The sequence below is a fragment of the Pseudoalteromonas qingdaonensis genome, assembly GCF_038739665.1.
GTDB lineage: Bacteria > Pseudomonadota > Gammaproteobacteria > Enterobacterales > Alteromonadaceae > Pseudoalteromonas > Pseudoalteromonas qingdaonensis.
This window is the reverse complement of the sequence record NZ_JBCGCU010000002.1, coordinates 230,363-257,358: the sequence shown is the minus strand read 5'-3', so window position 1 is coordinate 257,358 and position 26,996 is coordinate 230,363. Positions and strand designations below refer to the sequence as shown.

General features: G+C 48.1%; 21 protein-coding genes and 2 tRNA genes. 6 read left to right on the top strand and 17 right to left on the bottom strand.

Annotation, left to right across the window (positions count from 1 at the left end; translation table 11 throughout):
• Positions 1-31 precede the first annotated feature (31 nt).
• From WCN91_RS03215 to WCN91_RS03145, 15 genes are all read right to left on the bottom strand, one after another.
• Positions 32-4,870 carry an NAD-glutamate dehydrogenase gene (locus WCN91_RS03215; RefSeq protein WP_342676216.1) on the bottom strand — a complete coding sequence of 1,613 codons (4,839 nt, stop codon included), beginning with the start codon at positions 4,868-4,870 and terminating at the stop codon, positions 32-34.
• 197 nt (positions 4,871-5,067) lie between these two features.
• Positions 5,068-7,386, bottom strand: a complete 2,319-nt coding sequence (locus WCN91_RS03210) for an efflux RND transporter permease subunit (RefSeq protein ID WP_342676214.1) — start codon at positions 7,384-7,386, stop codon at positions 5,068-5,070.
• Between the two features lie 2 nt (positions 7,387-7,388).
• Positions 7,389-8,387, bottom strand: coding sequence for a YCF48-related protein (locus WCN91_RS03205; protein WP_342676212.1), 999 nt, complete (start codon positions 8,385-8,387; stop codon positions 7,389-7,391).
• Between the two features lie 74 nt (positions 8,388-8,461).
• Positions 8,462-9,829, bottom strand: coding sequence for a DUF1329 domain-containing protein (locus tag WCN91_RS03200; protein WP_342676210.1), 1,368 nt, complete (start codon positions 9,827-9,829; stop codon positions 8,462-8,464).
• Positions 9,830-9,841: 12 nt separating this feature from the next.
• Positions 9,842-11,929, bottom strand: a complete 2,088-nt coding sequence (locus WCN91_RS03195) for a DUF1302 domain-containing protein (RefSeq protein ID WP_342676208.1) — start codon at positions 11,927-11,929, stop codon at positions 9,842-9,844.
• A 241-nt stretch (positions 11,930-12,170) separates the two neighbouring features.
• The gene (locus WCN91_RS03190) at positions 12,171-12,395 is read right to left on the bottom strand and encodes a DUF2835 domain-containing protein (RefSeq protein ID WP_342676206.1); all 225 of its coding nucleotides are present in this window, start codon (positions 12,393-12,395) and stop codon (positions 12,171-12,173) included.
• A complete protein-coding gene (gene pepN, locus WCN91_RS03185) occupies positions 12,392-15,010 on the bottom strand; it encodes an aminopeptidase N (protein WP_342676204.1) in 2,619 nt (872 codons plus the stop codon). Before pepN ends, WCN91_RS03190 begins: the two co-directional genes overlap by 4 nt.
• A gap of 73 nt (positions 15,011-15,083) precedes the next feature.
• A complete protein-coding gene (nhaC, locus tag WCN91_RS03180; protein WP_342676202.1) occupies positions 15,084-16,595 on the bottom strand; it encodes a Na+/H+ antiporter NhaC in 1,512 nt (503 codons plus the stop codon).
• 144 nt (positions 16,596-16,739) lie between these two features.
• Positions 16,740-18,770 carry a carboxy terminal-processing peptidase gene (gene prc, locus WCN91_RS03175; RefSeq protein ID WP_342676200.1) on the bottom strand — a complete coding sequence of 677 codons (2,031 nt, stop codon included), beginning with the start codon at positions 18,768-18,770 and terminating at the stop codon, positions 16,740-16,742.
• A gap of 14 nt (positions 18,771-18,784) precedes the next feature.
• Positions 18,785-19,429 carry an RNA chaperone ProQ gene (gene proQ, locus WCN91_RS03170; RefSeq protein WP_342676198.1) on the bottom strand — a complete coding sequence of 215 codons (645 nt, stop codon included), beginning with the start codon at positions 19,427-19,429 and terminating at the stop codon, positions 18,785-18,787.
• Positions 19,430-19,443: 14 nt separating this feature from the next.
• Positions 19,444-19,722 carry a hypothetical protein gene (locus WCN91_RS03165; protein ID WP_342676196.1) on the bottom strand — a complete coding sequence of 93 codons (279 nt, stop codon included), beginning with the start codon at positions 19,720-19,722 and terminating at the stop codon, positions 19,444-19,446.
• Positions 19,719-20,180, bottom strand: coding sequence for a GAF domain-containing protein (locus tag WCN91_RS03160; protein ID WP_342676194.1), 462 nt, complete (start codon positions 20,178-20,180; stop codon positions 19,719-19,721). The genes WCN91_RS03165 and WCN91_RS03160 overlap by 4 nt, the downstream gene beginning before the upstream one ends.
• A gap of 142 nt (positions 20,181-20,322) precedes the next feature.
• Positions 20,323-20,709 (bottom strand): hypothetical protein, encoded by a 387-nt coding sequence (locus WCN91_RS03155; RefSeq protein WP_105198874.1) that lies wholly within the window; start codon positions 20,707-20,709, stop codon positions 20,323-20,325.
• Between the two features lie 197 nt (positions 20,710-20,906).
• A tRNA-Ser gene (locus WCN91_RS03150) sits at positions 20,907-20,997 on the bottom strand.
• Positions 20,998-21,044: 47 nt separating this feature from the next.
• A tRNA-Ser gene (locus tag WCN91_RS03145) sits at positions 21,045-21,135 on the bottom strand.
• A 222-nt stretch (positions 21,136-21,357) separates the two neighbouring features.
• Between WCN91_RS03145 and WCN91_RS03140 the strand changes: the two genes are divergently transcribed.
• Genes WCN91_RS03140 through WCN91_RS03120 form a run of 5 tightly spaced genes read left to right on the top strand, consistent with a single transcriptional unit; the run spans position 21,358 to position 23,384 of the window.
• Positions 21,358-22,023, top strand: a complete 666-nt coding sequence (locus tag WCN91_RS03140; protein ID WP_342676190.1) for a Bax inhibitor-1/YccA family protein — start codon at positions 21,358-21,360, stop codon at positions 22,021-22,023.
• Positions 22,024-22,079: 56 nt separating this feature from the next.
• Positions 22,080-22,433, top strand: a complete 354-nt coding sequence (gene tusD / locus WCN91_RS03135) for a sulfurtransferase complex subunit TusD (protein WP_342676188.1) — start codon at positions 22,080-22,082, stop codon at positions 22,431-22,433.
• Positions 22,430-22,786, top strand: a complete 357-nt coding sequence (gene tusC, locus WCN91_RS03130) for a sulfurtransferase complex subunit TusC (RefSeq protein ID WP_342676187.1) — start codon at positions 22,430-22,432, stop codon at positions 22,784-22,786. The genes tusD and tusC overlap by 4 nt, the downstream gene beginning before the upstream one ends.
• The gene (locus WCN91_RS03125) at positions 22,783-23,052 is read left to right on the top strand and encodes a DsrH/TusB family sulfur relay protein (RefSeq protein ID WP_342676185.1); all 270 of its coding nucleotides are present in this window, start codon (positions 22,783-22,785) and stop codon (positions 23,050-23,052) included. Before tusC ends, WCN91_RS03125 begins: the two co-directional genes overlap by 4 nt.
• A 2-nt stretch (positions 23,053-23,054) precedes the next feature.
• On the top strand, positions 23,055-23,384 hold the full coding sequence (locus WCN91_RS03120; RefSeq protein WP_342676183.1) for a TusE/DsrC/DsvC family sulfur relay protein: 330 nt from the start codon (positions 23,055-23,057) through the stop codon (positions 23,382-23,384).
• Positions 23,385-23,440: 56 nt separating this feature from the next.
• Here the strand turns inward: WCN91_RS03120 and WCN91_RS03115 are convergent, their stop codons facing one another.
• Both WCN91_RS03115 and WCN91_RS03110 read right to left on the bottom strand, forming a co-directional pair.
• Positions 23,441-24,658: an amidohydrolase family protein gene (locus tag WCN91_RS03115; protein WP_342676181.1), complete on the bottom strand. Its 1,218-nt coding sequence runs from the start codon at positions 24,656-24,658 to the stop codon at positions 23,441-23,443.
• Positions 24,659-24,668: 10 nt separating this feature from the next.
• Positions 24,669-26,054, bottom strand: a complete 1,386-nt coding sequence (locus WCN91_RS03110; RefSeq protein ID WP_342676179.1) for an amidohydrolase — start codon at positions 26,052-26,054, stop codon at positions 24,669-24,671.
• A gap of 400 nt (positions 26,055-26,454) precedes the next feature.
• Between WCN91_RS03110 and WCN91_RS03105 the strand changes: the two genes are divergently transcribed.
• The gene (locus WCN91_RS03105) at positions 26,455-26,817 is read left to right on the top strand and encodes a DUF3718 domain-containing protein (RefSeq protein ID WP_342676177.1); all 363 of its coding nucleotides are present in this window, start codon (positions 26,455-26,457) and stop codon (positions 26,815-26,817) included.
• Positions 26,818-26,996 lie beyond the last annotated feature (179 nt).

Below are 26,996 nucleotides of genomic sequence, written 5' to 3'. Positions count from 1 at the left end.
TACAGAGTTTTACTGCTTATTAACAGAGAGCTTAGTTACGTTGATCACAGTTATGTGCAAGTAACATCAGCTCACGCAGGGCTACAGAGAACTTCGCAAAATCATGACTTTGTGAGGTCTTGAATTCGCTTAGCATCTGCTGCCAACGGTGCAATAAGGCATCGTTTGCGTCCATCCAGGCGTCGATTTGCGCATCAACATCCTGTTCCTTGTCATCGAAGCTGCGTAGTACAACATCGGTCAAGGTACGCTGCTGCCAATCCAGCTCTTCGCGGTACGAGGCACGAGCAAGGGCTTGCCAGTGGTTTTGTACCGGCTGATTGGTGATCTGCGTTAGGAACCAGTGTAGACCCATACGCGCACCCAGCTTGAAGTAAGTGCTTGAAACGATTGCAGTTGAACGCTTGCTTTGCGTTGCCACTTCCGCCAGGTCCATTGCTGAGAACAGGCTTGAAAGCGATACAATACGCATGGCCAGTTGCGCCGGAACGCCCTTGTCTGCCAACGCGGTTGCGTTTTTGCGGATCTGCTCGCTCTCTGCGCTCACCATGTAGCTGTGCAGGTTGTCGGTCAGATCTTTAAAGCAAGGTGCGAAGTGCTCGATGCTCTGCTCAATGGTCAAGGCCTTGTTGCGATGACGTAGGAACCAACGCGTGGCACGACGTACGGTACGACGAAGCTGATACAACATTTCTGTTTGCACCGCTGCATCAACCTGGTTGTCCAAGGCACTGATCTCGCTCCAGGTTGCTGGCAAGCCGAAGATTTCGCGGGCAATGCTGTAGCACAGGGCAATTTCAGCATCCGAGGCACCGGTTTCTTCGTGCATACGTACCATAAAGTTAAGACCCATGTCGTTAACTATGTTGTTAGCCAACTTGGTAGCGATGATTTCTCTGCGTAGCGGGTGGTTGTCCATGGCCGCATTGAAACGCTCGCGCAGTGGCACAGGGAAAGACTGCACCAACAACTGGCGGTAGTATGGGTTTTCCGATACTTCGTCTGTTACCAGAGTTTCTTTAAGTACCATTTTCGCGTACGACACCAATACAGATAGCTCAGGACGAGTCAGGTCTTTACCTGATGCCGCGCGCTCTGCCAGCTCTTCATCGCTTGGTAAGAATTCGATAACGCGATCCAGCTTGCCTTCTTTTTCAAGAGCGTGGATAAAGCGTACTTTTTCTTTAAGCGTTGACGCGCCTTTTAACTGAGTCACAGAAATGGTCTGCGTTTGACGATAACAGTCTTTCAGTACCAGTTGTGCTACTTCGTCTGTCATCGCATAAAGCAATTCGTCACGCTGTTTCTTAGTCAAGTCGCCTTCAACTACTAGAGAGTTAAGCAAGATCTTGATATTAACTTCGTTATCCGAACAGGCTACACCACCTACGTTATCGGTAAAGTCGGTGTTGATACGTCCGCCTTTAGCAGCGAACTCAATACGACCCAATTGCGTCGCACCCAGGTTACCACCTTCACCGAAGATCTTCGCACCCAGCTCGCCGCCGTTGATACGAAGCGCATCGTTAGCGCGATCACCTACGTCTGTGTCGGTTTCAGACTTAGACTTGATATAAGTACCGATACCACCGTTCCATAGCAGGTCTACAGGCATCATAAGAATGGCTTTGATAAGCTCATTTGGCGTCATCGCCGCCTTCTTGGTGCCGATCATCTTCTTGATCTCTGGGGTCAAAGTGATTGACTTGGCGCTACGGTTAAAGATACCACCGCCTTGAGAGATCAATTCGCTGTTGTAATCTTCCCAGCTTGAACGCGGCATCTCGAATAAGCGCTTGCGCTCTTCCCAAGACGTGGCTGCGTCCGGATTCGGGTCGATAAAGATGTGCATATGGTTAAATGCCGCTTGTAAGCGCGTGTGCTTAGATAGCAACATACCGTTACCGAATACGTCACCGGCCATATCACCGATAGCAATAGCGGTAAAGTCTGTGTTTTGACAATCAATACCGATTTCACGGAAGTGACGTTTCACCGACTCCCAAGCACCTCTTGCGGTAATACCCATCTTCTTGTGGTCATAACCCACAGAGCCACCCGAGGCAAAGGCATCGCCTAGCCAGAAATTGTACTCTTGTGCGATACCGTTAGCGATATCAGAGAAGGTCGCGGTGCCCTTATCGGCAGCAACAACCAAGTACGGGTCGTCTTCATCGTGACGAGTTACATCAACAGGGGCAACAATTTCGCCAAGAACTATGTTGTCTGTGATATCAAGTAGACCGCGGATAAAGATCTTGTAGCATTCTTGACCTTCTTTGAAGAAGGCTTCGCGCTCACTCGGTAGTTGCTTACAAACGAAGCCACCTTTAGAACCAACAGGTACGATAACCGTGTTCTTAACCTGCTGCGCCTTAACCAGACCCAATACTTCGGTACGGAAGTCTTCACGACGGTCTGACCAACGTAGACCACCACGAGCAACCTTACCACCACGTAGGTGAACACCTTCAACGCGCGGTGAATAAACAAAGATTTCAAACGCAGGAAGCGGCAGTGGTACATCCGGGATCAAGCTTGGCTTAACCTTGAATGAGATGTAAGACTTAAACAGACCATCTTCCGCTTTTTGGTAGTAGTTGGTACGCAAGGTTGCCTTGATCATATCAACGTACAAGCGAATGATACGGTCATCATCCAGGTTAGCTACGTTTTCAAGGGCTTCGTAAATTTGCGCAATCAGCTTCTCAAGGGCTTTATCTGTGCCAGGCGCCTTAACCGAGAACTTCTTAGCAAATAGTTTAACGATTTGCGTGGCGATGTCCGGGTAGTTGGCAAAGGTGCTTTCGATGTAGCTTTGCGAGAAAGTGACACCGATTTGACGCATATACTTGGCATAGGCGCGCAGGATTGATGCTTCACGACCTGCCAGGCCACCAACCAATACCAGGCGGTTAAAGCCGTCGTCTTCCAAACGGTTGTTCCAAACATCCGTTAGGGCTTTTTGGAAACGGGCAGAAACCTTGTCGAAGTCCGCTACTTCTTTGCTGCTTAGCAACATGGAGAAGTCCATGATCCAGTTTACCTGGCCATCAGATGTTTTCACCGCGTACGGCGTTTCACCGATAACGCGCAGACCAAAGTTTTCCAACATCGGCATAACATCAGACAGGTGAATAGGCTCATCTTTATGGAACAAAGACAGGCGAACTATGTTTGAATTTGCTTCTTCTTGTGGACGGTAGAACAGCATTTCCAGCTTGTTTTCGTCATCAAGCAACTCTAGCTTTTCGATATCAACCACGGCAGCGCTAGGCAGTACCTGGTCTTTGTAGGCGCTGGCAAACGCATTAGCGTATTTGCGGTTAAGTTCGTTACCACGGGCTTCGCCATTGCTACCAAGTAATGCCGATTGCAGTTTATCTTCCCAAGTGCGGGCAGCTTCTACTAAATTGTTTTCGATTTCTTTCACGTCGTAATCTACATTGTCGTCTTGCACGCGCACTGTGTAGTGAGTACGAGCAAGGTTTGATTCTGAGAAATAAGTGGTAAAGGCCACTTTGTCGTTCGAGCCAAAGGCTTCTGCAAGAATTTGCTGAGTTTCGCGGCGCAGCGCTGTGTTATAACGCTCACGCGGTACATACACCATGCACGAGAAGAAACGACCATAGGTATCTTTGCGCACGAACAGACGACACATATCACGTTCTTGAATTTGCAATACGCCCATGGCCACATCAAGCAGTTCGCTTTCGCGCGCTTGCACTAGTTCGTCACGAGGATAGGTTTCAAGAAAATTGAGTACCGCTTTATAGGCGTGTGTGCCCGCAGCGAAATCACTCATATCGAGTACCTGGCGGATCTTCGACTTCAACACCGGCACATCGGCGGCGCTGTTATTGTAGAAGCTCGATGAGAACAAACCAATAAAACGGTCTTCACCCACTACGTTGCCGTCTTTATCGAAACGCTTGATGCCGATATAGTCGGTGTGCGCCGGACGGTGTACTCGGGAAATTGAGTTTGTTTTAGTCAATACCAAAAGGTTGCTGCTGCGCGCTTCTTTGCGAGCGATTTCTGGCATGTCTGACAGTAAGCGAACATGGTTTTCATCTGAGTTCTTCATCAGACCCAGGCTTGAGCCTTCCACGCCCTTAAGCTGATGGTCACCCTTTACCGGCGTCAGCTGGTATTGACGGTAACCCATAAAGGTAAAGTTATCGCTGGCCAGCCACTCAAGAAACTCCATGGTTTCATTAAGCTCAATCGCATCCACATTGTGTGGACGCTTTGGCAAGTCTTTGATCACTTCAAGTAACTTGCTGCGAATTGGCTGCCAGTCTTCTACTGCCAGTGAGACATCGTTTAGCACCGACTCAAGCTCGGCTTTAAAGGCATTGATTTCGCCTTCATCGGTTTGACGGTCAATCTCAATAAAGAACACTGTTTTCGTCGAGTTCGACTCTTGCGAGGCTTTTAGGTTCGAAAGATTGATGATGGCGCCATCGTTATCGCGCTGAATTTTTAACGGCGTATGTAGCAAAAGGTGCGAAGCTATATTGGCACGATTCAGTGACATGCGCACTGAGTCCACCAAAAATGGCATGTCCTTAGCTATGATTTCAACGATGGTGTGAGAGGATTGCCAACCGTGTTTAGCTACTTCAGGGTTAATTACACGGATCACCGCTTCGTCGCCCTTGTTTCCCTCTAGGGAGTTCCAAAGACTAAGCGCTGCCCCGTAGAGGTCACTGTCATTTCTGTGTACTAGGTCCTCAGCCGACATGTTGCTGTATAAAGCATGAGCAAATTTGTCGACGAGTGACACCTTGTCTGGATTAACTTTGCTCTTAATAAGCTTGCTGACGTTATTCAGAATAACGCTAGCGTGACCGTCATTTTGTGTCATTGTGTGTTCCTTAATCTATACCGTCTTGTGAACGGGTGACTGAATAGCGTGGAGCCGGGGTGATTCTAACCCTTTTGCAGCTAATAAACAGCCTTTTCGATGAAATCAGACCAATGATTTCAGCGCTTTGACGCATTATTCACAAAATATAGATGGAAATGGCCGCGACCGGCCATTTCCGTTAACACACTTTAACATTATTTTTTCTGGTCAGACCACAAGAAAGCACTGATTGCTGGAATTATAAGCAAGGCACCTATCATGTTTACCAGGAACATAAAGGTCAATAAGATGCCCATATCGACCTGAAACTTCAGCGCCGAGAAAATCCAAGTACTTACACCCACCGCCAAAGTAATACCGGTAAATAGCACAGCACTGCCGCGCTCAACCAAGGCATTACGATAAGCCTGACTGACACTGAGGCCCTGCTTAAGCTGGATCATCTTGGAGGAGAGGATATAAATACCATAATCAACACCTATACCTACACCCAGGGCGATAACCGGCAAGGTCGACACAGTCAGGCCGATTTCCAATGCCACCATCAGCGCCTGCGCCAGGGTCGATACTATATACAGAGGCAGAACCACGGCTATGGTCGCGCGCACCGAGCGGAAGCTGACTAGGCACAGGGCTATCACAGCACCATAGACATACAGCATCATGGGCGTTTGCGCTTCGGATACGGACTCATTAGTGGCCGCCATTACACCGATAGGACCTGAGGCCAAACGGAATTGCAGCTTGTCGGTGCCAAACTCGGCGCCCACTTCCTTCACCCTTGCCACTACCTGATCTATGCTTTGCGCCTTATGGTCTTTCATAAAGATGATCACTGGCATCACAGAGCAATCGCCATTAAGCAGGCCTGAGCTTGTTTCCACCCGCGACGACGCCTGCACCAGGGATGCGGTATTGCGCGGCAGGGTTTGCCATTTTAGATTGCCTTCGTTGTAACCGGCGTTGACCGCCTGCGCCACACTGGCAAGAGACACACTGCTTTGCACCCCAGGGACGTTTTCAATGCGCCACTGGAATTGACGAATACGCTCCATCACATCGTGCTCGGTACAAGCCGCTGGATAAGCCTCCACTATCACCTTAAGGATATCCGAGGAGATCTCGTATCTATCGGAGATCAAGAAGGTATCCTGGTTATAGCGGGCATCTTCGTGCAGCGCCGGCGCGCCTGCATGTAAGTCGCCGATATGCATCTTTTGTGATTGCCAATAACCGAAGGCAAAAAGCAGCGCCGTACAAATAAGGATAATGGCGGCATTTTTTCTATCTGTGGCACAAACCAGTAACTCACGTACTTTAAACAGCGCACCTTTATTTCTATTATCCGCTGAAAGCACATGCAGGTTGCTCACATTCAAATAAGAAGCTACCACGGGTAGCAACACCAGGTTGGTGAAGATGATCACCGCCACCCCTAAACTTGCGGTAATGGCCAACTCACGAATAATGCCGATGTCGATGGCGAGCAGGGTTAAAAAGCCCACAGTATCTGATAGCAAGGCGATACCACCTGGGATCATCAAGGCCTTAAAGCTCGACTCCGCAGCATTTTTAGCGCTGCTGCCCAGTTGTACTTTTTTGGCAATATCATTGATCATTTGTACGCCGTGGCTCACGCCTATGGCAAAAACCAAAAACGGCACCAGAATCGACATGGGATCCAGACCAAAGCCCAGGGTTGAGAGCAAACCAAGCTGCCAGACCACGGCGATAAAGGAGCAGACAATTGGCAACAGGGTCAGCTTAAAGCTTTTACAGAACAGCCACACCATAATAAAGGTGATCACTATGGCAAGGGCAAAGAAGAGCAATACGCCCTTAGCACCATCGGCGATATCACCGGCCATTTTCGCAAAGCCGATAATATGGATGCTTACATTGTCCGTGCTTAGGTCGTCACGGATTTTGCTTTCAAGCTGCTCGGCTATGGCCAAGGTATCGAGCTTTTCACCGGTTTGTGGGTCAAACTCCATCAGCTGGGCACTGACCATGGCACAGGAATAATCAGACGCTATCATGCGCCCTACTACCTTGGCCTTTTCTATATTCTCTTTTACCCGCGCTAAGCCACGCTCATCGGGACGAAAGTTTGCGGGAATGATTGGGCCGCCGCTAAAGCCGTCTTCAACCACCTCAACAAAGCGCGCGCTTGGTGAGAAGATAGAGTTAACTAAAGGACGGTTCACGCCGGGAATAAAGTAAAGCTGATCGTGCACCGACTTTAACTGAGTAAAAAACTCTTCATTAAAGATGTCACCACCGGCATCACAAACGGAAATTAATATGCTGTTGGCGCCACCAAATTGCTTCTCATGCTTGGTGTACACCTTCATATATTCATGGTTAAGGGGGATGTTTTTATTAAATGAGGCGTCGAGTTTAAGCTGGGTAGCCTGAAAAGCCAGGGCTAGTGTGGCCAATACAAAGGCCATGATCACCCACATGCGATGGCGGAATAAACTACGCTCTAATGCTTCCACTATAATTTGCATGACTAGTTAAACTCCTTGCTTTGGATCCCAGCTTCGGTGGCCAGTATCAATTGCCCCTTGAACTGCACCCCGTTTAAAATGGCTTTACCATCACTAAGTTGCTCACTTTGCAATTGCATGCTGCTAGCATCATCCAGATGGTAGATCACCGCCGAGTTGCCGAAAATATACAGCTGCTTGTCGGCAGTCGTCATTATGCTGTTCATGGTCGCTTGCTCATTGGCCATCAGCTGTTGCCAACCCTCTTCTTCGCTATAACTAAAAGCATTACCACGTAAGCCAGCTACATAAAGCTTATCGGCCATTTCGGTAATATCAAAAAACGAACCGTGATAGATTTCGTCTTCACGCTGCCAGGTTTGACCACCATCACTGCTGTGCGCTATCAGGCCCATTTCACCCACTATGTATAAGCCCTTGCTGGTTGTGGCAATGCGGTTAAAGTGCGGCAAAATAGAGGCTGTTTCACTTTCATAGCCTTCTGGGTCTTCGGCTTTTAGCTCATTTAAATAGTCGCGATCTTCGGCAAACAACAAGCTATCGAGGAAGCGCTTTTGCCAACTTTGGCCACCGTCCTCGGTTACAAAATACATACCGTATGCACCCACGGCTATGCCCTGCTGCGCATCCATAAAGGTAATATCCAAGCAAGGCTTATCAAGCTCAGGTAAAAACTGCTGAACTTGCCAGCTTTGCCCACCGTCCTGGGTATTTAAGATGGTAGCGTCATGGCCACAGGCCCAACCTTGGTTGTTATCAATAAAGAACACCGAGGTCAGTAACACGTCTACGGGGGATTGTGCCTGTTGCCACTGCTGTGCATCTTCACTGATCACTATGGTGCCATGTTGGCCAACAGCAACCACGCGCTCGGCGGTGGCGGTAATGTCGGTGAAAAGTGTTTGTGTTGCCTGCTCGGCACGATAAGCGGGCTGAGGTGTTGTTTGAGCTACAACATGCAGCGACAAAAGCAAGGTTGCCCAACTAAGCAAGTACTTCATATAAATATGCGCCAAAAATAGGAAATTGAATCAAAGAGCCAAGCCCACTTGGTGAGCTCGGCTAAATGCGAGGATTAACGGCGACCTTCGCGGCGAAGAGCGTTAGATGTAAACTCATTGTCATTGAATGACTGTGAGAAGTCATACATGGCTTCTTGGTTATCCAGACCAATGGCCAGATAACGACGAGAGTTAAGGTCATGGTAAACCTCAAGCGTACTCCACTGCGTCGGTACTTCGTAGTAGTTCAAGCCATAGGCCATAGCTACACGATATAGTTGGTCGCGGTTGTCGTACAGGTCGGCCACAGAGATCTGCCAGCTGTCTTCGTCAATGTAGAAGGTACGCTTCTTATAGGTGTGACGCGTGCCCTCTTTTAAGGTTGCTTCAACTACCCATACACGGTGCTTCTCATAACGCAAATGCTCAGGGTTAACATGACCCGGTTTGATGATGTCGTCGTACTGCAGTGAATCACTGTGCAGCTTGTAGCTGTTATAAGGGATCAACAACTCTTGCTTACCCTTTAGCTCCCAGTTGTAACGGTTAGGTGAGCCGTTAAACATATCGAAGTCATCTGTGGTACGCAGATTGTCTGACGCTGTTCCCGGGGCATCATAAGCAACGTTTGGTGCACGACGCACGCGGCGCTGACCCGTGTTGTAGGTCCATGCCTGACGCGGAGTCAAAATTTGGTCCATGGTTTCATGTACCAATAAGGCAGTACCTGCAAGACGCGCCGGCTCGGTGACACTTTGCTTAAATTTGAAGAGGATATTTGACTCTTCCAGCTGCTCAGGGGTGGCATCGTCAGCGGCGTACTTGATCAATAACTGCTCATCAAAACCAATCAGGTTATAGGCACCGGAAGCCGTTGGCATTGCCTGACCACCAAAGCGCGAAATAGACTGACCACGGTAGCGCAGCAAGTGATTCCAAATGGCCTCAAGACCGTTGGCTGGAATTGGGAATGGAATACCAATGGCGGTGTTTTTAATACCGTTACCACCTTCAATTAGCTCGGCTTGAGTGGCGTACTTTTTCGTCGCATCGTAGAAGGCCTGAGGATACGAGGCACTACGGCGAGTTGGATACACAGGCATCTTAAAGGTGTCTGGGTAGGCTTCAAACAAGGCTATCTGGCCTGCACTAAGCAGGTGTTTGTACTGCTCCAGATTTGATTTGTCTATAGTGTACAACACCTGATCCGCAGCAAATGGATCCGGGTGGTGCATGCCCGGCTTATAGTTGGCCGGCACTTGGGTGATACCACCATCCCAAGCTGGTATAGAGCCATCTTGGTTAGCGGCCTTAACGGCGCCAATTGGCGTTAAGTCCGCGCCAAGGCGTTCCACTTGCTCCGGCGAAATTTTTGCTTGTACTGCAGTGGTAGCGAAAATGCTACAAAATGCTGCTGCAATGAGGGTAGGTTTAGTCAACATACGGATACCCTTTTAAATTGAATATTTGATATTAAAGGAAACAAAATCACGATCGGCAAAGGTATTGGTCGCGCCGCCGCCCCAGAATGAGTTATAACCAAGATCAAAAGACCAAGTATTTTGATAGTTAAAGTTCATATTAATGCCCAATGATTTTCTGTCTTCAATAAACAGGTACATGGGATCTGGAGTAATACCATTGACATCGTGTGAGAATACGAAGCGCGGCGAGAAGTTAACGCCCGAGAACAAATCATAATAATCGCCCTTGGCGATCAGACGGTAACCCCAGGCCGAAGCCGTTGGGAATGGGTTGGTTTCAGGACCATTTGATAAGGCCATATGCAAGGCTGAATAGTCATCCGTCAAAGGCCCCTGCATAACGCCGCTGCGGCCAGTACCAGAAACGTTTAAGCGCAATTCGTCATAGGCTGGCATATTGTTAATGCGCACACCGCCTACTTCACCCACTACTGCCCAGCTATCGGCACCGAGTGCCGGGCCAAACAGGTGCGTTGCGGTAAACTGCAACTGGGCAGTATTACGTAAAATATAACCCTTTGCTGTACCACCTGGGCCAACCACTGCGGTGGCATCGCCAGGGCTTAACTGTGAAATACCAGCGAATTCCGGACGAAGTCCTGCCAAGGCCAACTGCTCGGGCATACCTGCGTACAATAGCTCTACGTCATCAACCTGGAATGGCTCGTCTTCACGAAAAGCAAATTCACCGGCAAGCGCGGTTTCACCAATAGAGGTGTTAAAGCTTAAACCGTATAACTTGATATCTTCTGGGTAATCCAGCTTGGCCTTAGTAAAGGCTTTCAAGTCGTTAACATTGCTGCTGTTGATCTCTGTACTCATGATCATCGCCAGGTCTTCACCTATGGCGGTAAAGTCCGATACCTGACCCGAGATCACCGGACGGCGACTGTGGTAGTTGATGTAATACAGAGCCACTTCTGTGTCGTTCAGCTCAGGCATAAACATACCCAGGCGTAAACCATATTGACCGCCATCGCTTGGGTCAGATTTACCGCGACTGCCCTCACCCTTCAGGGCTACCTTGGTTGGGTAAGCAAGATACATGCTTGCGAGTAATTGCTGGCCTTCTGCGGAAGTCGGGTCAATGCCCTGAGCCGCTGCTGCCGCTTGCCAATCTGCGGCAAGGTTATTCAGACTGTCGGTCAAAAACGCCAAATCTATATCCGGGTTTGAGGTAAAGCCCAGCTGTACGTTTTGGGTAAAACCGTTTTCCGAAGCAAAATCATTGGTAGAGAAGTAGCTGCCGGTGGCAGGTAGGCGAGTTTCATGCCATTGGTATTGATAGAAACCTTCTAGGAAAAGGTTTTCGGTAATACCCAAAGAGGCCCATAACATGCCCACTGGAATAAAGGCTTCTTTTAACTCGGCGCCCGGCGCTTTTAAGCGGTCGATATCAACCGGGTTAACGTTAATGCCGTGGGAGATAAGCGTACTTTCACCCCAGTTCACAACCTGTTGGCCTAAACGCACAGAGAGCGGGTTTTGACCTTCATTAAAATCAAAGTCGGCCCACACAAAGGCATCAAGAAGACGGAAGTCAGCACAAACCTGCTCTTTGGTTTCGTCGTAATCACAAGGGTCTACGCTTTCGCCGGATACCGGATTGGTATAAGCGAAGTCACCATCCATCAGGGCAAAGTCGTAAAAATACATAAAGCGGGAGAACAAACCGTAAGATTCGCCATTGATAGCCAACTCATGGGTGCCTTTTAACAATTGCGAAAAGGTATCGCCCTTGTCGAAGTTCAGGTTACCTGCGTCGCCATTGTTTGAATAGGCGCCGGGTTGGCTCCACACATCACTGGAACTATAAACGGTATTAAGCGCGGCGTTGTAAGTGCTCCAGTCAAAACGTGGGTGATTACTCTTACCTACATACTGAAAATCACGATTTTCGGTACGAATGCTCTGGCCGTATGAGAAGGTCGAATCAAAATTAATATCGAAATCCCCAACCGTAAAGCTGGCACTGTGTGCGGCGCTGCTCATGCCCAACATCGCTGCACCGACGCTGAGCGCTAATCTATGCTTCGCAAATAGTGGCTGTCTTATCATTGTTGCTTCCCCCTTAGCGCGGGTAATTTTTAGATCAAGTTATTGTTTTTAATGTAGTCTTGTGCATTGAAAAGGATAGGCTACAGTTACCAACAGTCTACATGAATGCTTTGTAACTGGCGTTAAATTTCCTTTTTATATGCTAATGGTATGACATCCTACCACTATTTTTATACATGACAATAACGTTAACGACAAATGCAATTTACATTAATATCAAATAATCTAAGAATTAGTGTATTTAAATTCGCTCCAGCGCAACGAATTTATTTTCTGGGGTGAGGGTAAGGCGGAATCGGCCGCGTATGCCCAATTGCGACATGTGCGGTAATATTTTAGCAGCAGGAAAGCGTATGCGACGATTATTATCGTCACATACTTGAATGGCGGTGACTTGGCCCCGGTAATAGGCCAAGCACTGCTCATAGCTTAAGTTCAGACTAAAGAAATAGCTTTTATTGCTCATTCACTTAATGCTTTTTCTACCTTTTCAAAGAGATCTTTGCTCAGGTTAGGTAATGCCATTAGGCGTTGCAACTGAGCGCACATCAGTTGTTGACGGCCCGCATCATAACGACGCCACGCCAGCAAAGGCGTAATTAAGCGCGAGGCATTTTGCGGGTTAATCTCGTTTAGCTTGACCAGCACATCACCAAGAAGCTCATAACCACGGCCATCCTGATGATGGAAAACCCTTGGGTTGCTCATGGTTAAAGGCCCCAGCAAGGCTCTAACCCGGTTCGGGTTTTGCCAAGAAAAGTGCGGGTGTTCAAACAAGGCGCCAATATCACATAAAGCCTGCTCGCCCTGCTTCATCGCCTGTAAGTTAAACCATTTATCCAATACCAGGACATCGTCGGCCCAGCGCCTTGCAAATTCCCCAAGCAAGGCGTTTTGCTGCTGATGCTGCGCCAACACCAAGGCTTTTAGCGCCGCCAAAGACAAGGTCATGGAGCCGCTATTGGCTTGCTCGGCTATATAGTCGATGGCGGTATCAAGGCGCGCCAGGTAATACATGCAGGCAGCAAGTAAGGCGCGCACCCCAGCACTTTGAGCTGTTTGTTGCTTGTCGTCCTTAAACTGCTCTACGACGGCTTCTAATTGCGGGCTCAGATGCTTAGCAATATCCGTTTCAAAGGCTGTAATAATGCTATTGAGGGCATCGACCGGAATTTCGCTATATCCGCTGCTTAGAGTGTCAAAGCTCGGCAAATATAAAAGCTCGGCTATCAATGCCAAGTCGGCTTCAACACCTGACAAAACGCCATTTAGCAACTCGCTCAGGGTCGCAAGCACAGCATCCGGCAACTGAGGTTTTTGCACGCCCTGCTCTAAAGCCTGGTTAACACAATAGCTAAGTGCCGCCTGCTGCGCATCCCAGCGGCTAAAATCGCTGCTGGCGTGGCGGACAATATGTAATTGATCTGCTAAGGCTTGGGCAAATTGTACCTGTACCGGCGCCGAAAAGTCTTCAAAAAGAACGGCTACCGGGCGCTCATCAAGCTGCTCAAACACAAATTCCTGACTTTGCTCACTTAGGTGTAAAACCTTGTCAAGCTCTCGGCCGTCGCGTTTGAGCGCCATTGGCTGCCCTTCTTGGCTTAACAGCTCTATGGCTACCGGAATTAACAAGTTGTCCTTATGGGGCTGCTCCGCGGTTGGCTTATGGGTTTGCGTTAAGCTCAGGGTATAGCGTTTGGTGTCGCTGTCGTAATCTTCGCGCACCGAAACCAAGGGCGTACCTGCTTGTCCGTACCAAAGTGAAAACTGGGATAAATCCGTGTCATTAGCATCATTCATGGCCGCAACAAAGTCATCACAGGTCACCGCCTGGCCATCATGGCGCTGAAAATACAGCTTCATGCCCTTTTGAAAACCCGCTTCACCGAGCAAGGTATGCAGCATGCGGATCACTTCGGCGCCCTTGTCATACACGGTGACCGTGTAAAAGTTATTCATTTCAATGACTTTTTCTGGACGAATTGGGTGCGCCATGGGGCCGGCATCTTCGGCAAACTGATGGGTACGCATCACCTTCACCGCATCAATACGGTTCAAAGCGCGAGAGCCCAAGTCACTGCTAAATTCCTGATCGCGAAATACCGTTAAGCCTTCTTTTAAAGACAGCTGGAACCAGTCGCGACAAGTTACCCGGTTGCCTGTCCAGTTATGGAAATACTCGTGCCCGACAATGGACTCGATCAGATGAAAATCCCTGTCTGTGCTGGTTTCACTATTTGCCAAAACGCATTTGGAGTTAAAGATATTCAGGCCCTTATTTTCCATCGCGCCCATATTGAAGAAATCAACCGCCACTATCATGTAAACGTCCAGGTCGTATTCCAGCTCGAAGCGCTGCTCATCCCATTGCATGGCGCGCTTAAGCGAGGCCATGGCATGAGGAGCTTTGGATAGGTTCCCTTTATCAACATACAGCTCGAGCGCTACCTCGCGGCCTGAGGTCGTGGTATAGGTATCGCGCAGCACATCAAAGTCACCGGCTACTAAAGCAAAAAGGTAACTGGGCTTTTTAAACGGGTCTTGCCAGGTAGCAAAATGCTTACCGCCTTCTAAATCACCACTGTCTATTTTATTACCATTGGATAAAAGGTGAGGAAACTGGGCCTTGTCAGCCACTATAGTCACCTTGTAGCTTGCCATCACATCGGGACGGTCGAGGAAATAGGTGATTTTACGAAAACCCTGAGCTTCACATTGAGTGCAGTAGGCACCATCGGACAGATACAGGCCTTCGAGCGAAGTATTGGTTTCGGGCGCGCATTGCGTGGTGATCTCTAGGGTAAAAGCCTGCTCAGGCAGCTGCTCTATGATCAACTGCTCACCTTCAATATGATAGGCACTGTGCGCCTGGTCGTTTATGCGTACCTGCAGCAAAGTTAAATCTATGCCATCGAGTACCAGCTTATCGCTTGGGTTTTCAAGGTTGGCACGTACCTGTGAGCGGGCTACTACTTGCGTGTTTAGCGGCGCGAGTTGGACTTGTAATTCGAGTTCGTCGATAAAAAATGCGGGCGCTTGGTAATCACGTAAATACTGGGCATGGGGTTGAGTCGCGGTCATAGGGTGACTGTCTCCTAAAAATTAAAGCGGGCATCAAATGATGCCCGTACTGCAAATGTTTGCTGTGTTGGTATTACGCCGAGTCCTGCTCTTTGCTTTGCTTTTGTAGCTCGACTTCTGCCGCAGCTTCATCGTCGTTTTGCAGATGCTTGGGTTCGATACGAAGGATCTTAATACCTAAATAGGCATAAATCACAGCAAGTACCGGGTTGATCAAATTGAAAAACGCATACAGGGCGTAATCAAACGGGTTGATCAAAAGTACACTCTGCATATAGGCGCCACAAGTATTCCAAGGAATAAGGGGGCTGGTAATTGTGCCGCCATCTTCCAAGGTACGTGACAAGTTCACAGGTCGTAAACCACGCTTTTTATATTCTTCTTTAAACATACGCCCAGGTACTACTATGGCAATATATTGATCCGCCGCCACCAGGTTGGTACCGATACAGGTCGAAATAGTCGCAGCTACCAAAGAGCCGGTAGACTTGGCAACTTTTAAAATGCTGCGTACAAACACCTCAAGCAGGCCTGTTTTCTCCATAATGGCACCAAACATAAGCGCCATCATAATAAGCCAGGTGGTGTTAAGCATGCCCGACATACCGCCGCCGGATAACAGGTCATCCATTTTCGCATCACCCGTGCTAATGGCAAAACCATCAAAGAAGGTGGCCCATACCAGCTTAAAATAGCCAATTAGCTGACCCTGGCTAACATCCACCTGAGTCGCCAGTAAATCACTTTGGAATAACAGCGCCCACACAGCACCAAGCACGGCGCCAATGGAAATCGCTGGGAACGCCGGCATTTTACGAATGGCCAAAACCAGCAGCACCACTAAGGGCATAAGGTTTAAGATATTGATATTAAAGTTTGCCGCCAGCAAATCCACCATGGCATCAATGGCGGTGGCGTCATTGCTGATCTCAGCATTAAAGCCCATAAAGATAAAGATGATCACCGCAATCACAAAGCTGGGCACTGTGGTCCAGAGCATATGATGGATATGCGCAAAGAGATCGGCCCCGGCCACTGCTGGCGCCAGGTTGGTGGTTTCTGAAAGTGGGCTTAGTTTATCGCCAAAATAGGCACCTGAGATCACCGCACCGGCAGTGACCACAGGGTCAAGAGATAAACCATTAGCGACACCCAACAGGGCCACACCTATGGTGGCAGCTGTAGTCCAGGAGCTGCCGATACTCATGGCAACAACACCACAAATAATACAACTGGCGGCATAGAACCAATGCGGGTTAATAATCTGCAAGCCATAATAGATCAAAGTCGGCACTGTGCCCGACAGCAGCCAGGTACCAATAAGTGCACCAACCATGAGCAAGATCAAAATAGCCCCTAGGGAAATAGTGATACCCTTAATCATCGCCTCTTCAAGGGTTTTCCAGGTATAGCCATTTTTCAGACCCACCAGAGCCGCTGCAAAGGTAGCAAAAAGTAAGGCTATTTGGTTTGGACCCGATGACGAGTTATCACCGTAGAGATAAACCGCTGCACCCAATAGGCAGATCAACACCGTGATGGGGATCATGGCATCGATAAATTTAGCTTGTTTTGTTGTCGTCAAAATCGCTCTCCTGCCCTTGCCTCTTTTGCACAACGCGACAAGGGTTATTTTTGTTATAAGCGCAAAGATTACCAGAGCAACGCAGCTTTGACAGCGCTTAAATAACAAAAAAGGCGCTTAACGCGCCTTTTTATTGATAATTGCTTACTTATTATTCTTTACCAACCGCCCGTGCTTTATAAAATCTTGGGTGATTAAAGCTGCTTCTTCAAGGTAGGGGTCAAAATTATCCAATACCTCTGGGGCATTTTCTATATCGGTTACCTTCTCCAGACCCAAACGAGCTAAACGTTCATTGGTACGAGCCAGTGCCAATTGCTCACGCTCGTCGCGCTCATTAAGGCGCTCTTTTTCATTGAGCGAAATAAATTTACGGTCTTTCTCTTCCTTATAGGTGCTAATATCTTCCAGCACATAGCCAAACTCAGGTTCTTTGGCGATACGTTTATCATGCTCGGCCCTGAGGTAGCCTATGGTATCGTCTAAACTATCAACCATAGCGTACTTGGCGCGGATAATGCTGTCCCAAGGAAGGGCGTTGTCTTCTTGGCTTTCACCCCATTCCGCCGGGTCAATCGGCGAAGGAAGCTTAATGTCCGGGATCACCCCTTTATGCTGCGTACTGCCGCCATCTATGCGGTAAAACTTGGCAATAGTATATTGCACGCTGCCCAGCGGGTTATCGTATAGGTCGTAGTTACGGCCTAAACCTCGGTGTTGCTGCACCGTACCCTTGCCAAAAGTTTGCTCGCCGATGATCACAGCGCGGCCATAATCCTGCATAGCTGCGGCGAAGATTTCCGACGCCGATGCGCTGTAACGGTCAACCAATACCGTCATAGGGCCGTCATAGAAGGTTACGCCATCGCTGTCTTTTTGCTGCTCGATACGGTCATTCAGGGTGTGAATTTGCACCACAGGGCCTTGGTCGATAAACAAACCGGATAGCTTGGTTGCTTCATATAAAGAGCCACCGCCGTTTTGACGCAGGTCGATAATAATGCCATCTACCTTTTGCTCTTTAAGTTTCACCAGCTCGGCTTTTACATCTTCAGACAGGTTGTTATAAAAGCCAGGGATTTCAATAACGCCTATTTTGCTGCTCATTGATGAGTAGCTGGCATCGAAAACATGCGATTTAGCCGCTCTGTCTTCTAAGCGCACCTTATCACGGGTGATCTCCACCACCTTAGGCGTGCCGTGGTCGTCCTTACCGCGAAGATACTGTAAGCGCACCAAGGTGCCTTTAGGGCCCTTGATAAGGTCGACTACATCATCAAGGCGCCAGCCGATCACATCAACAAAGTCATCATCGCCCTGGGCCACACCTATGACCCTGTCTTCCGGTTTAATGGCGCCAGTTTTATCGGCAGGGCCACCTGGAACCAAAGAGCGGATCACTGTGTAATCTTCGTCATAACTAAGCACAGCGCCTATGCCTTCAAGTTCAAGATCCATATCCATCTTGAACTGCTCGGCACGACGTGGCGATAAGTAAGAAGTGTGGGCTTCAATGGAGCGGGCAAAGGCATTCATAATAATCTGGAACGCATCTTCACTCTTGGTTTGCACCAAGCGCTTCAAAGTGTAGGTGTAGCGTTTTTCCAACACCTCTTTGATGCCATCCCAATCCTTACCCGTCATTTTCAGGCGTAACGCATCATACTTCACCTTTTGACGCCACAGCTCGTTAAGCTCGGCTTCGGTGCTCGCATAAGGTGCATCTTCACGATCAAAATAATACTTGTCGTCTTGGCTAAAATCGAAAGGCTTGTCGAGTAAGGACAAAGAATACTGATAACGCTCAAACCGGCGCTTCATGCTGAGGTTAAATAAGTCGTAGGCAAAGTCTAATTTGCCGGACTTTAGAGCGTTATCGAACTTATCGCGGTATTGCTCAAACTGGGCAACATCGCCCGCTAAGAAAATACTGCGATTAAAGTCCAGGGATTCGATATAACGATCGAACATCTGCGTTGCCAGTTCGTCGTTAAATCGTATCGGCTTGTAGTGTGCACGGGTAAAAAGGTTGGTCACTCGCTTACTGGCAGTACTGTGTTGCGACTCTTGCTGCAACACGGGTAAATCAGCGATAGTGACCTTGTCCAACGAGGCCAAGGCCGGTGCCGCGATAAGGGCAGCAACCAGGGGGATGAGTGAAAACGTCTTACTCATGCACAACTCCTTTTTTATACCAGGTATAGACTATCGGCTTTTGTCTTAACTTGCATACCGGTTACCAGCTCAACATGGATTTCATCCTTGTTGACTTCCGTGATGGTACCGTTGACCAATGCCTGACCTAGTTTTACTTTAACTTTAGTATTAGCCTTGACCTGTTCGCTTGGCAAAGGTTCAACTTTATTGCTGCGACGAGGTTCAGCGGCTGGGGCTTTTTTGACTTTAGCGCCTTTTGCAGCTGGTTTACCACTGCCCTGTGGGCGTTTTTTGTAACCCTTTGTGTCACCCTCTTTGGCACCACGTGCTGGCTTCTTACGCTTAGCCATTTTTGCACGGCTTTGCTCTAGGGCCGTCTGTGCATGTTCTACATGCTCTTGCTCAACCTTTTCGGCCTGGTTGCCGTCTAGATCAACGCGGAATTCGTTATTAACTACCGCTTCAAGGTAGCGCCAGTGCGAGGTATATTTTCTTAGTGCCTGACGAACCTGCGTTTTACTGACTTTTTCACTGCCCTCAATACGCTCGGCGATGTCTTTAAAGATACCGACTTTAAGAGGCTTAATGCCGTCTTTTTGTTTAAAACAGTTTGGAAATTCCTCGTAAAGGAATGCCAATACTTCGTTTATGTCTTTTAGCTTGTTTGGGGTTTCCATTTCTAAACCTTCAGTTACATCTGCTCATCTTGAGCCGAGTCGATATAGTGTTCCACCCAGTCCAGCAACTCTTCTAACTCGGCATCGATTAATGCCAGGTCACCGCGAAGATGTTCCCATATACCGGATATAATACTGTCAATTTGGTCACAGCCAAGATCATCAGGTAGTCGTGCCCAAGCGTGGTGAATAAGCTCATTTAAGCGCTCACATACCTGCTCTTCTTCGCCTTCCCAATCACCTACATCGGCTATGGAAAAAAGGTAATCTTGGACGTTCAGTAGATCTTTCATGCGATATGCTTCTCCAAACATGCAACCAGCAGCTCAAGGCCCGCTTGATCCTGTTCGTCAAAACGCCCTACTGTAGGACTGTCGATATCCAATACGCCAATGGCCTCGCCGTTTTTCTTAACCACGAGAACAATTTCCGAATTGGATGCCGCATCACAGGCAATATGGCCGGGGAATTGATGCACATCTGTGACCAGCTGAGTTTTATCCGCCGCTATAGCAGTACCGCATACCCCTTTGCCCACTTCAATACGCACACATGCAGGTTTTCCCTGAAATGGCCCCAGCACTAATTGCTCCGGCGACTCCAATAAATAAAAACCGGCCCAGTTAATATCGTCCATCGACATATATAACAAGGCGCTGATGTTAGCTAAGTTGGCAATTAAATTGGGTTCGTCACAAATCAGTGCTTGCGCCTGCTCTGTCACAGAACGATAAAATTCCGCTTTGCTCATTTAAATACTACTTCACATAGAATACGCAGTGTTTAAGGTACTCTTTGTGGCGGGCAAATGAAACCTTTTATCTTGAAAAAAGTGCTGCGAGCGCTTGAAAATGCGCTGGTTGCTTAAAATTAAATCACTCGTTATAAAGCCGTTAAGCGATTTTCGCACGCCCACGGCGCAAACCGAATAAAAACAAACCGCTACCAAGGGCGGCCATCAGCGCATTAACGATAAGCAAAAAGCCGGCACCAGCACCAAAAAGATAACTAAACACAGCGCCACCGAGCAAGCCTAGGGTTAAAATTCCGCTGTAATGCACCTTGTTGTGTTTGTACATCAAGAGATAACCCGGCACCACCAGCACCGCCATAGCCAAACCAACAATATGGGCATTGGCAAGAGCCGATAACAAGACAGTAAAAAAGATGGCCGAGCCATTTTCCTGTACCGACAACGCATAGTAGATGCCAAGCACAAGCCCCACCAGCACAGGGGCAAGCAATGAATAGAGTACGGCCTTCGCCAGATGTTGCTTCATAGAGGGATAATTCTTAACTTTTGCATCTATGCAGAGTGGCAAAGAATGCCGCCCTTGCCAATTACTACCTTAGTCGCATCGCTCTAATATAGGCATGCCTTAGGTTAAAATAGGAGTGGGATTAAGACGTGGCTAATGTGACGCTTTTGCACCAAGCACAAAAAAGGGCTGCTTATGTAAAGCAGCCCTTTCTTATATGGCGGAGAGATAGGGATTTGAACCCTAGATAGGCTATTAACCTATGCCGGTTTTCAAGACCGGTGCTTTCAACCACTCAGCCATCTCTCCAAACGCGGTACCTGGACAACGTATCGTATCATCCAAGTTAAATTTAGTGGCGGAGAGATAGGGATTTGAACCCTAGATAGGCTATTAACCTATGCCGGTTTTCAAGACCGGTGCTTTCAACCGCTCAGCCATCTCTCCGCAGCGGGGCGAATATTAGAGAAATGAATTGCGTTTGTGAAGTTTTATTTTCATTTTTTTGTTTAAGCGCTTAATTTTTGACTGTTTTGCATAAGTTTACAGCAAATATGATTGTTTCCTAGGCATTGAATGTGAAAGGTTTGCCCATATTTATAAGACTTGATAATCTTGTACCTGGATGTAAGTTGCATCCGAGGATTGATTAATTTAAGGAGTTTAACAATGGCGTTTAATAACTCGTACAGCACGGCCAAGCCGATGATGTCGACCATTGAGACGAATAAGGTTTTAAAGAACACTTACTTTTTACTCGCGATGACGTTGGCATTCAGTGCTGTGACTGCGGGTATTTCTATGGCGCTTAACCCTCCGTTCTTTACGGGGATCATCTGCTCTTTGGTAGGTTTAGGTCTGCTTTTTGTTGTTAATAAGAAAGCCGAAACCGCCTCTGGTGTTATGTGGGTATTTGCCTTCACCGGCATTATGGGCTTTGGCTTAGGTCCCCTGCTTAACCACTACGCAGCTATGCCAAGTGGTCCGTTTTTGATCATGCAAGCCTTGGGTTCAACGGCGCTTATCTTCTTTGGCCTTTCTGCTTATGCACTGACTACCAAAAAAGACTTCTCATTTATGGGCGGCTTTTTAACCGTAGGTCTGTTGGTGGTGATCGTTGCCAGTATCGTTAATATTTTTATCGGCAGCTCAATTGCCTTTATGGCGATTAACGCGGCTGTGGTATTTATCATGTCAGGTCTGATCCTGTTCGATACCAGCCGTATTATCAATGGTGGCGAAACTAACTATATTCGCGCCACGGTTGCTCTATACCTTAACGTATACAACCTCTTTACCTCTCTTCTGCACCTACTTGGCGCAGCAGATGACTAATAAATAGAATTTGTTAGAATAAGCCCCATATATTGGGGCTTTTTTTTGGATTGAATTTGGCCAGTTTCGTACTTTCACTACACAGTGCGCCGAGCGATACCGACACGCTCAATACCCTGGGGCGCTTTGCCACCTCAGCGCTGGCGCAGGGGCACACCATACGCTGTATCTTCTTGTATCAGGATGGGGTCTATCACGCCTCCCCTTGCTTTGATTTAGCCAGCGATGAATTTGACCCAGCCAAGGTCTGGCAAACCCTGCATGAGCAAGGCATTGAATTACACCTGTGCGTTACCGCAGCCACTAAGCGCGGTATGGACCTGGAGCGCAGCGGCGTATTTAGTGTGTCTGGTTTGGCGGAGTTCGCCATGGAAGCGGCACAGGCAGACAAATGGGTGCAATTTAAATGAAGCATATAGTGGTTATTAGCCAACAGGCCCCCTATGCCCAGCAAAGCCTTAAAGAAGCGCTTGATTTGCTGCTTATCTTTGCCGCCATCGACCAGGAAGTCACCTGGCTTATCGAAGGCGATGCAGTGTTCGCGCTAGCAGCCGAGCAGCAACCTAAGCTCCTTGGTCAGAAAGACTTTACCAAGGCCCTGAAGATGCTTGAGCTGTACGATATCGACAGCCTTTATGTGTGCGCCGAGTCCTTAACCGACCGAGGGATGGATGATAGTGCACTCATTCTGGATGTAAAAACCGCTCTAACGCAGGATAAACAAGCCCTGTTAGCAAAGGCAACTCAGGTGGTGGTGCTATGAGTTACAATAATTTATTTATCCTCAGTCGCCCCATTGCCTCGCTGCCTTTATTAGCAAGCAAGCTCAGCAAAAACGATGCGCTCTTACTGCGTGGCGATGCCTGCTACAACCCGGCGGCCTTTAGCCCGTTTGAGGTGCCCGTTTATGCCCTAAAAACGGATGTAGAAGCCCGCGGTGCTTTGGCTCGCTGTGCCTCTGTAAACCTTATCGATGACCTAGAATGGGTCACATTAACCCTGCAATATCAAAGATGTATTAGTGAGTAACCATGATTGAATTTAACGGCCAACAACTTGAGACCGACAAAGAGGGTTATCTGCTCGATAGTAGTCAGTGGAGCCGTGAACTGGCGCCCATTATTGCCGCAACAGAGAATATAGAGCTCAGCGACGCCCATTGGGAAGTGGTGTTCTTTGTGCGGGAGTTTTATGAAGAATTCGACACCAGCCCGGCGATCCGCATGCTGGTAAAAGCCATGGCTAAAAAGCTTGGTGAGGATAAGGGCAACAGCAAGTACTTATATAAGCTGTTTCCTAAAGGCCCAGCCAAGCAAGCAACGAAAATTGCCGGCCTGCCAAAGCCCGCTCGCTGCATTTAATGCCACCATGTTAAAGTAAAAAAGGAGCCAATGGCTCCTTTTCTCATCTTTTGCTATTACTTGGTGTAACCACGCGGCAGATCCGAAGGCGTAGTATAACGCTCACGGAGTTTGTCTTGACGAGACTCGGTTGACACCTTCTCACCGTCAATCCAGATGCTTTCAATCTTGGCGTTCAGCTCAAATGGATCGGCACTCCAAAGTACCAGATCGGCTGCTTTACCCGCACTGATAGCACCGGCATCAATATTGAATGCCTCGGCCACATTGCTGCTGATAGCCGCTAATGCGCCCTGCTGACTCATACCATAAGACACGGCATTACCGGCATCGAAACGCAACTGATACAGGTTATGAGCGCTGTCACCAGCGATAGTCAGGATCACCTTAACGCCTGCTTTTTCAAGCTTACCGGCATTAGCCAAATCCGCATGCATGGAATCAAAGTTGCCTGGCAGGTTGTCCATGGCACTGATGATCACAGGCGTGTTGCTGGCAGCAAGTTGCTCGGCTACCAATACCGCATCATGGGCACCTGCGAACACCATATTGATGTCGTACTTGGCTTTCAGTTTTAGCAGCTCAAGCATTTCGGCGGCGCGTGATACGCTGATAAGCAATGGCATGTCTTTAGCGAATACGGCGTCTAACACCTGAATTTCACGGTTTTGAGCATCACTGTCTTTCTTTTCACGTTGCTTATGGCCATCAAGTTTATCGCTTAGGGTTTGCAGCGACATGGCGCGCGAGCCCTTGCTCTTTTGCCCAAGCTCAATGGCCAAGGCCACATGCTTTTGGCTCACACTGTCGAACTCACCGCTTAGCGATACCACAGAAGCTAGACCGTTAAAAATGTCTTCGCTGCCGCCTGGCACTATCACGTCACGGGTAATACCGCCTTTACGAGCGTAAGGGATCAGTGATGAGCGCGGATTAAAGGCCAAGCTTGGATCAAAGGTGATAGAGGCTTTTTTATCACTGCCATCACGAGAGCCAGCTACAGAGCCAACCTCAACCAAACCTAAGTGGTTAAGTGATCCGATAAAGCCCGGTGTTAAAATTTTGCCTTGTGCGTCAATCACTTCGTCGGCTTCAATTTGCGCCGGATTAAGGGCAACAATTTTACCGTCTTTAATTAGCACAGAGGCATCTTTTAATACGCCCTGCTCGGTGGCGGTATGAATGGTGGCATTGGTAATAGCCAATGTTTGCGCGCCTGCGGATACACTCATCGCTAAGGCTGCGGCAACTGATGTCATGGTAAACAGTTTCATCTTGTTCTCCTTAGCGTTGACCTAACATAAAATCACTTTGGGCTTGGTATTTCTCATCATGGCGGTCGTACACCTTGGCGCCATCGATAAATACCTGCTCGGCTTTAGCGTAAACGCTAAACGGATTATTGTTCCACAACACCAGGTCGGCTTGTTTGCCGGCGGCAAGAGTACCTGTTTTATCCTCGATACCCAGGGCTTTCGCTGCATTTGAAGTCAGCCACTTGATGGCGTGGGCTTCATCGATATCGAAACCATTTTCATTGGCGCGGTACATCACCTTGCCCGCTTCCTGATTTAGGCGCTGAATAGTGGTGTCTGAGTCGGAGTGAACTATGGCACAAGAGTTCTTCACCGCATCAACGATGGCAACGTTTTCCTGAACCATGTCATAGGCTTCCATCTTAAAGCCCCACCAATCTGGCCAAAGTGCCGCACAGCTGCGGTTTTCAGCAAGCAAATCGGCAATCTTGTAGGCTTCAATGCCGTGGTGAAAGGTACCTGCGTGGTAATCAAACTCTTTAGACAAGTCAATCATCATGGCCATTTCCTCTGCCTTATAGCAGTGGTTATGGATCATAATTTCACCATCAAGAACGCCGCGCAAGGTGTCCATGGTCAGGTCACGCTCTGGCGCCTGAACATTTTTGCCGGCATCATAATCGGCATCGTATTTTTCCCAGGCACGCTTATATTCTGTGGCGTCAATCCAGGCATTACGATAACCGGCCATATTACCCATACGAGTTGATGGTAATACGCCCTTGCTGCCGTAAACGCGCTTAGGGTTTTCACCACAGGCCATTTTCAAACCATAAGGAGCCTCTGGGAACTTCATCGCCTGCATGGTGTGGGCTGGAACGTTTTTCAAAGTCACGCCACGGCCACCGATCAGGTTAGCTGAACCCGGCAGAATTTGTAGCGTGGTAATACCGCCTTCACGAGCACGGTTAAAGCCAGGGTCTTGTGGCCATACCGAATGTTCAACCCATACTTCTGCGGTAACCGGGCTGGTCATTTCGTTGCCATCCTGGTGCGATGCCACGGCTGGGTTTGGATAAGCACCTAGATGCGAGTGCACATCAATAAGACCCGGCGTTAACCATTTACCTTGGGCGTCCAGGGTTACATCAGCCTGAACCTGTAAGTCGGTACCAATTTGTTGGATTTTACCGTCGACCACATATACATCACCGCCGTCGATACGCTGGCCGTCACCGGTTAATACGGTGGCGTTAGTGATCAGCGTCGATTGACGAGGCAGCGGCTGATAGGTGCTAGGGTAAGGATTTTTATTAATGGTTACCTTATCGCCTTGTGGGCCTTCATTTTGTTGGCACCCGGCGAGCGTGATAGCTAAGGCTAACAGGCTAAGGCTTGGTGTTTTAGTTAGCATTGTTGTTATTACTCCTATTTTTCAGCCTAACTGTATCGAATAGCGCTACGAATTGCGAAGAAAATAGGTTAATAAGCGGTAAATCAAGATAAACGCCGAAGCGGCCAGCCCCTTGGGGCATCTTGGCTATAGCTTGGTTCCATTTTGTGGGCAAATGTTACAAGGGGTCGAGAATATCTCTGAATAAATAGGTACAAGGGCGCGCTGTACAAAAAAAAGTATTTTTTTTTGCTTTTTATGTGAACAAATGAATTAGGGAAAATCTATAAAAATAGGCAGTTAAGTGAAGGTATTCACAATTGACATAGATGCTTACATTCTGACTTATCCTATTCATTCTATAACAACAAACGCGGTTCATACTTAAACAGCAATCAATGCACCAATAAGGAGAAACTCCATGAAACGCACAACTCTGTTAGGCACAGCTGGCGTCCTTCTGTTAGGTTCGCTTTCATCACACGCTATGGCCAATGAACAATTTGTTGCGGCTGATAATACAGTCGGCACGCAACTATGTATGGCAATCACTAAGGATAATCCTTTTAAAATGGCTCAGGCGATGGAAAAGCACAACATTCCACGGCATAGATTGACTCAACGTTTGTCATGCAACGACCTTAGCGTCCGTGAATTCGCAAGCCTTTATGGTTTTGAACGTAGCTTGCAAAAACTACGTCTCTCACCACTTACTGAAACATCTATTCACGACTTAGCCAAAGTACATGGCGACACCATCTTGGTGGTATCTGGCTCGAAATAAATAGCCACAGTATTTACAGAGGCCCGCAATTGCGGGCTTCTTCTTTTTCACAAGCGAAAACTTTATCAGGGCGTTTTTTGCACTGGGACTTACTCCCTTGTTATTTAGCTAAAATTACCGCTTATTAACCTTCGCAAAATGAAGTCTACTAGGGTCTGTTGACCTTTGTTGTTTGTTTC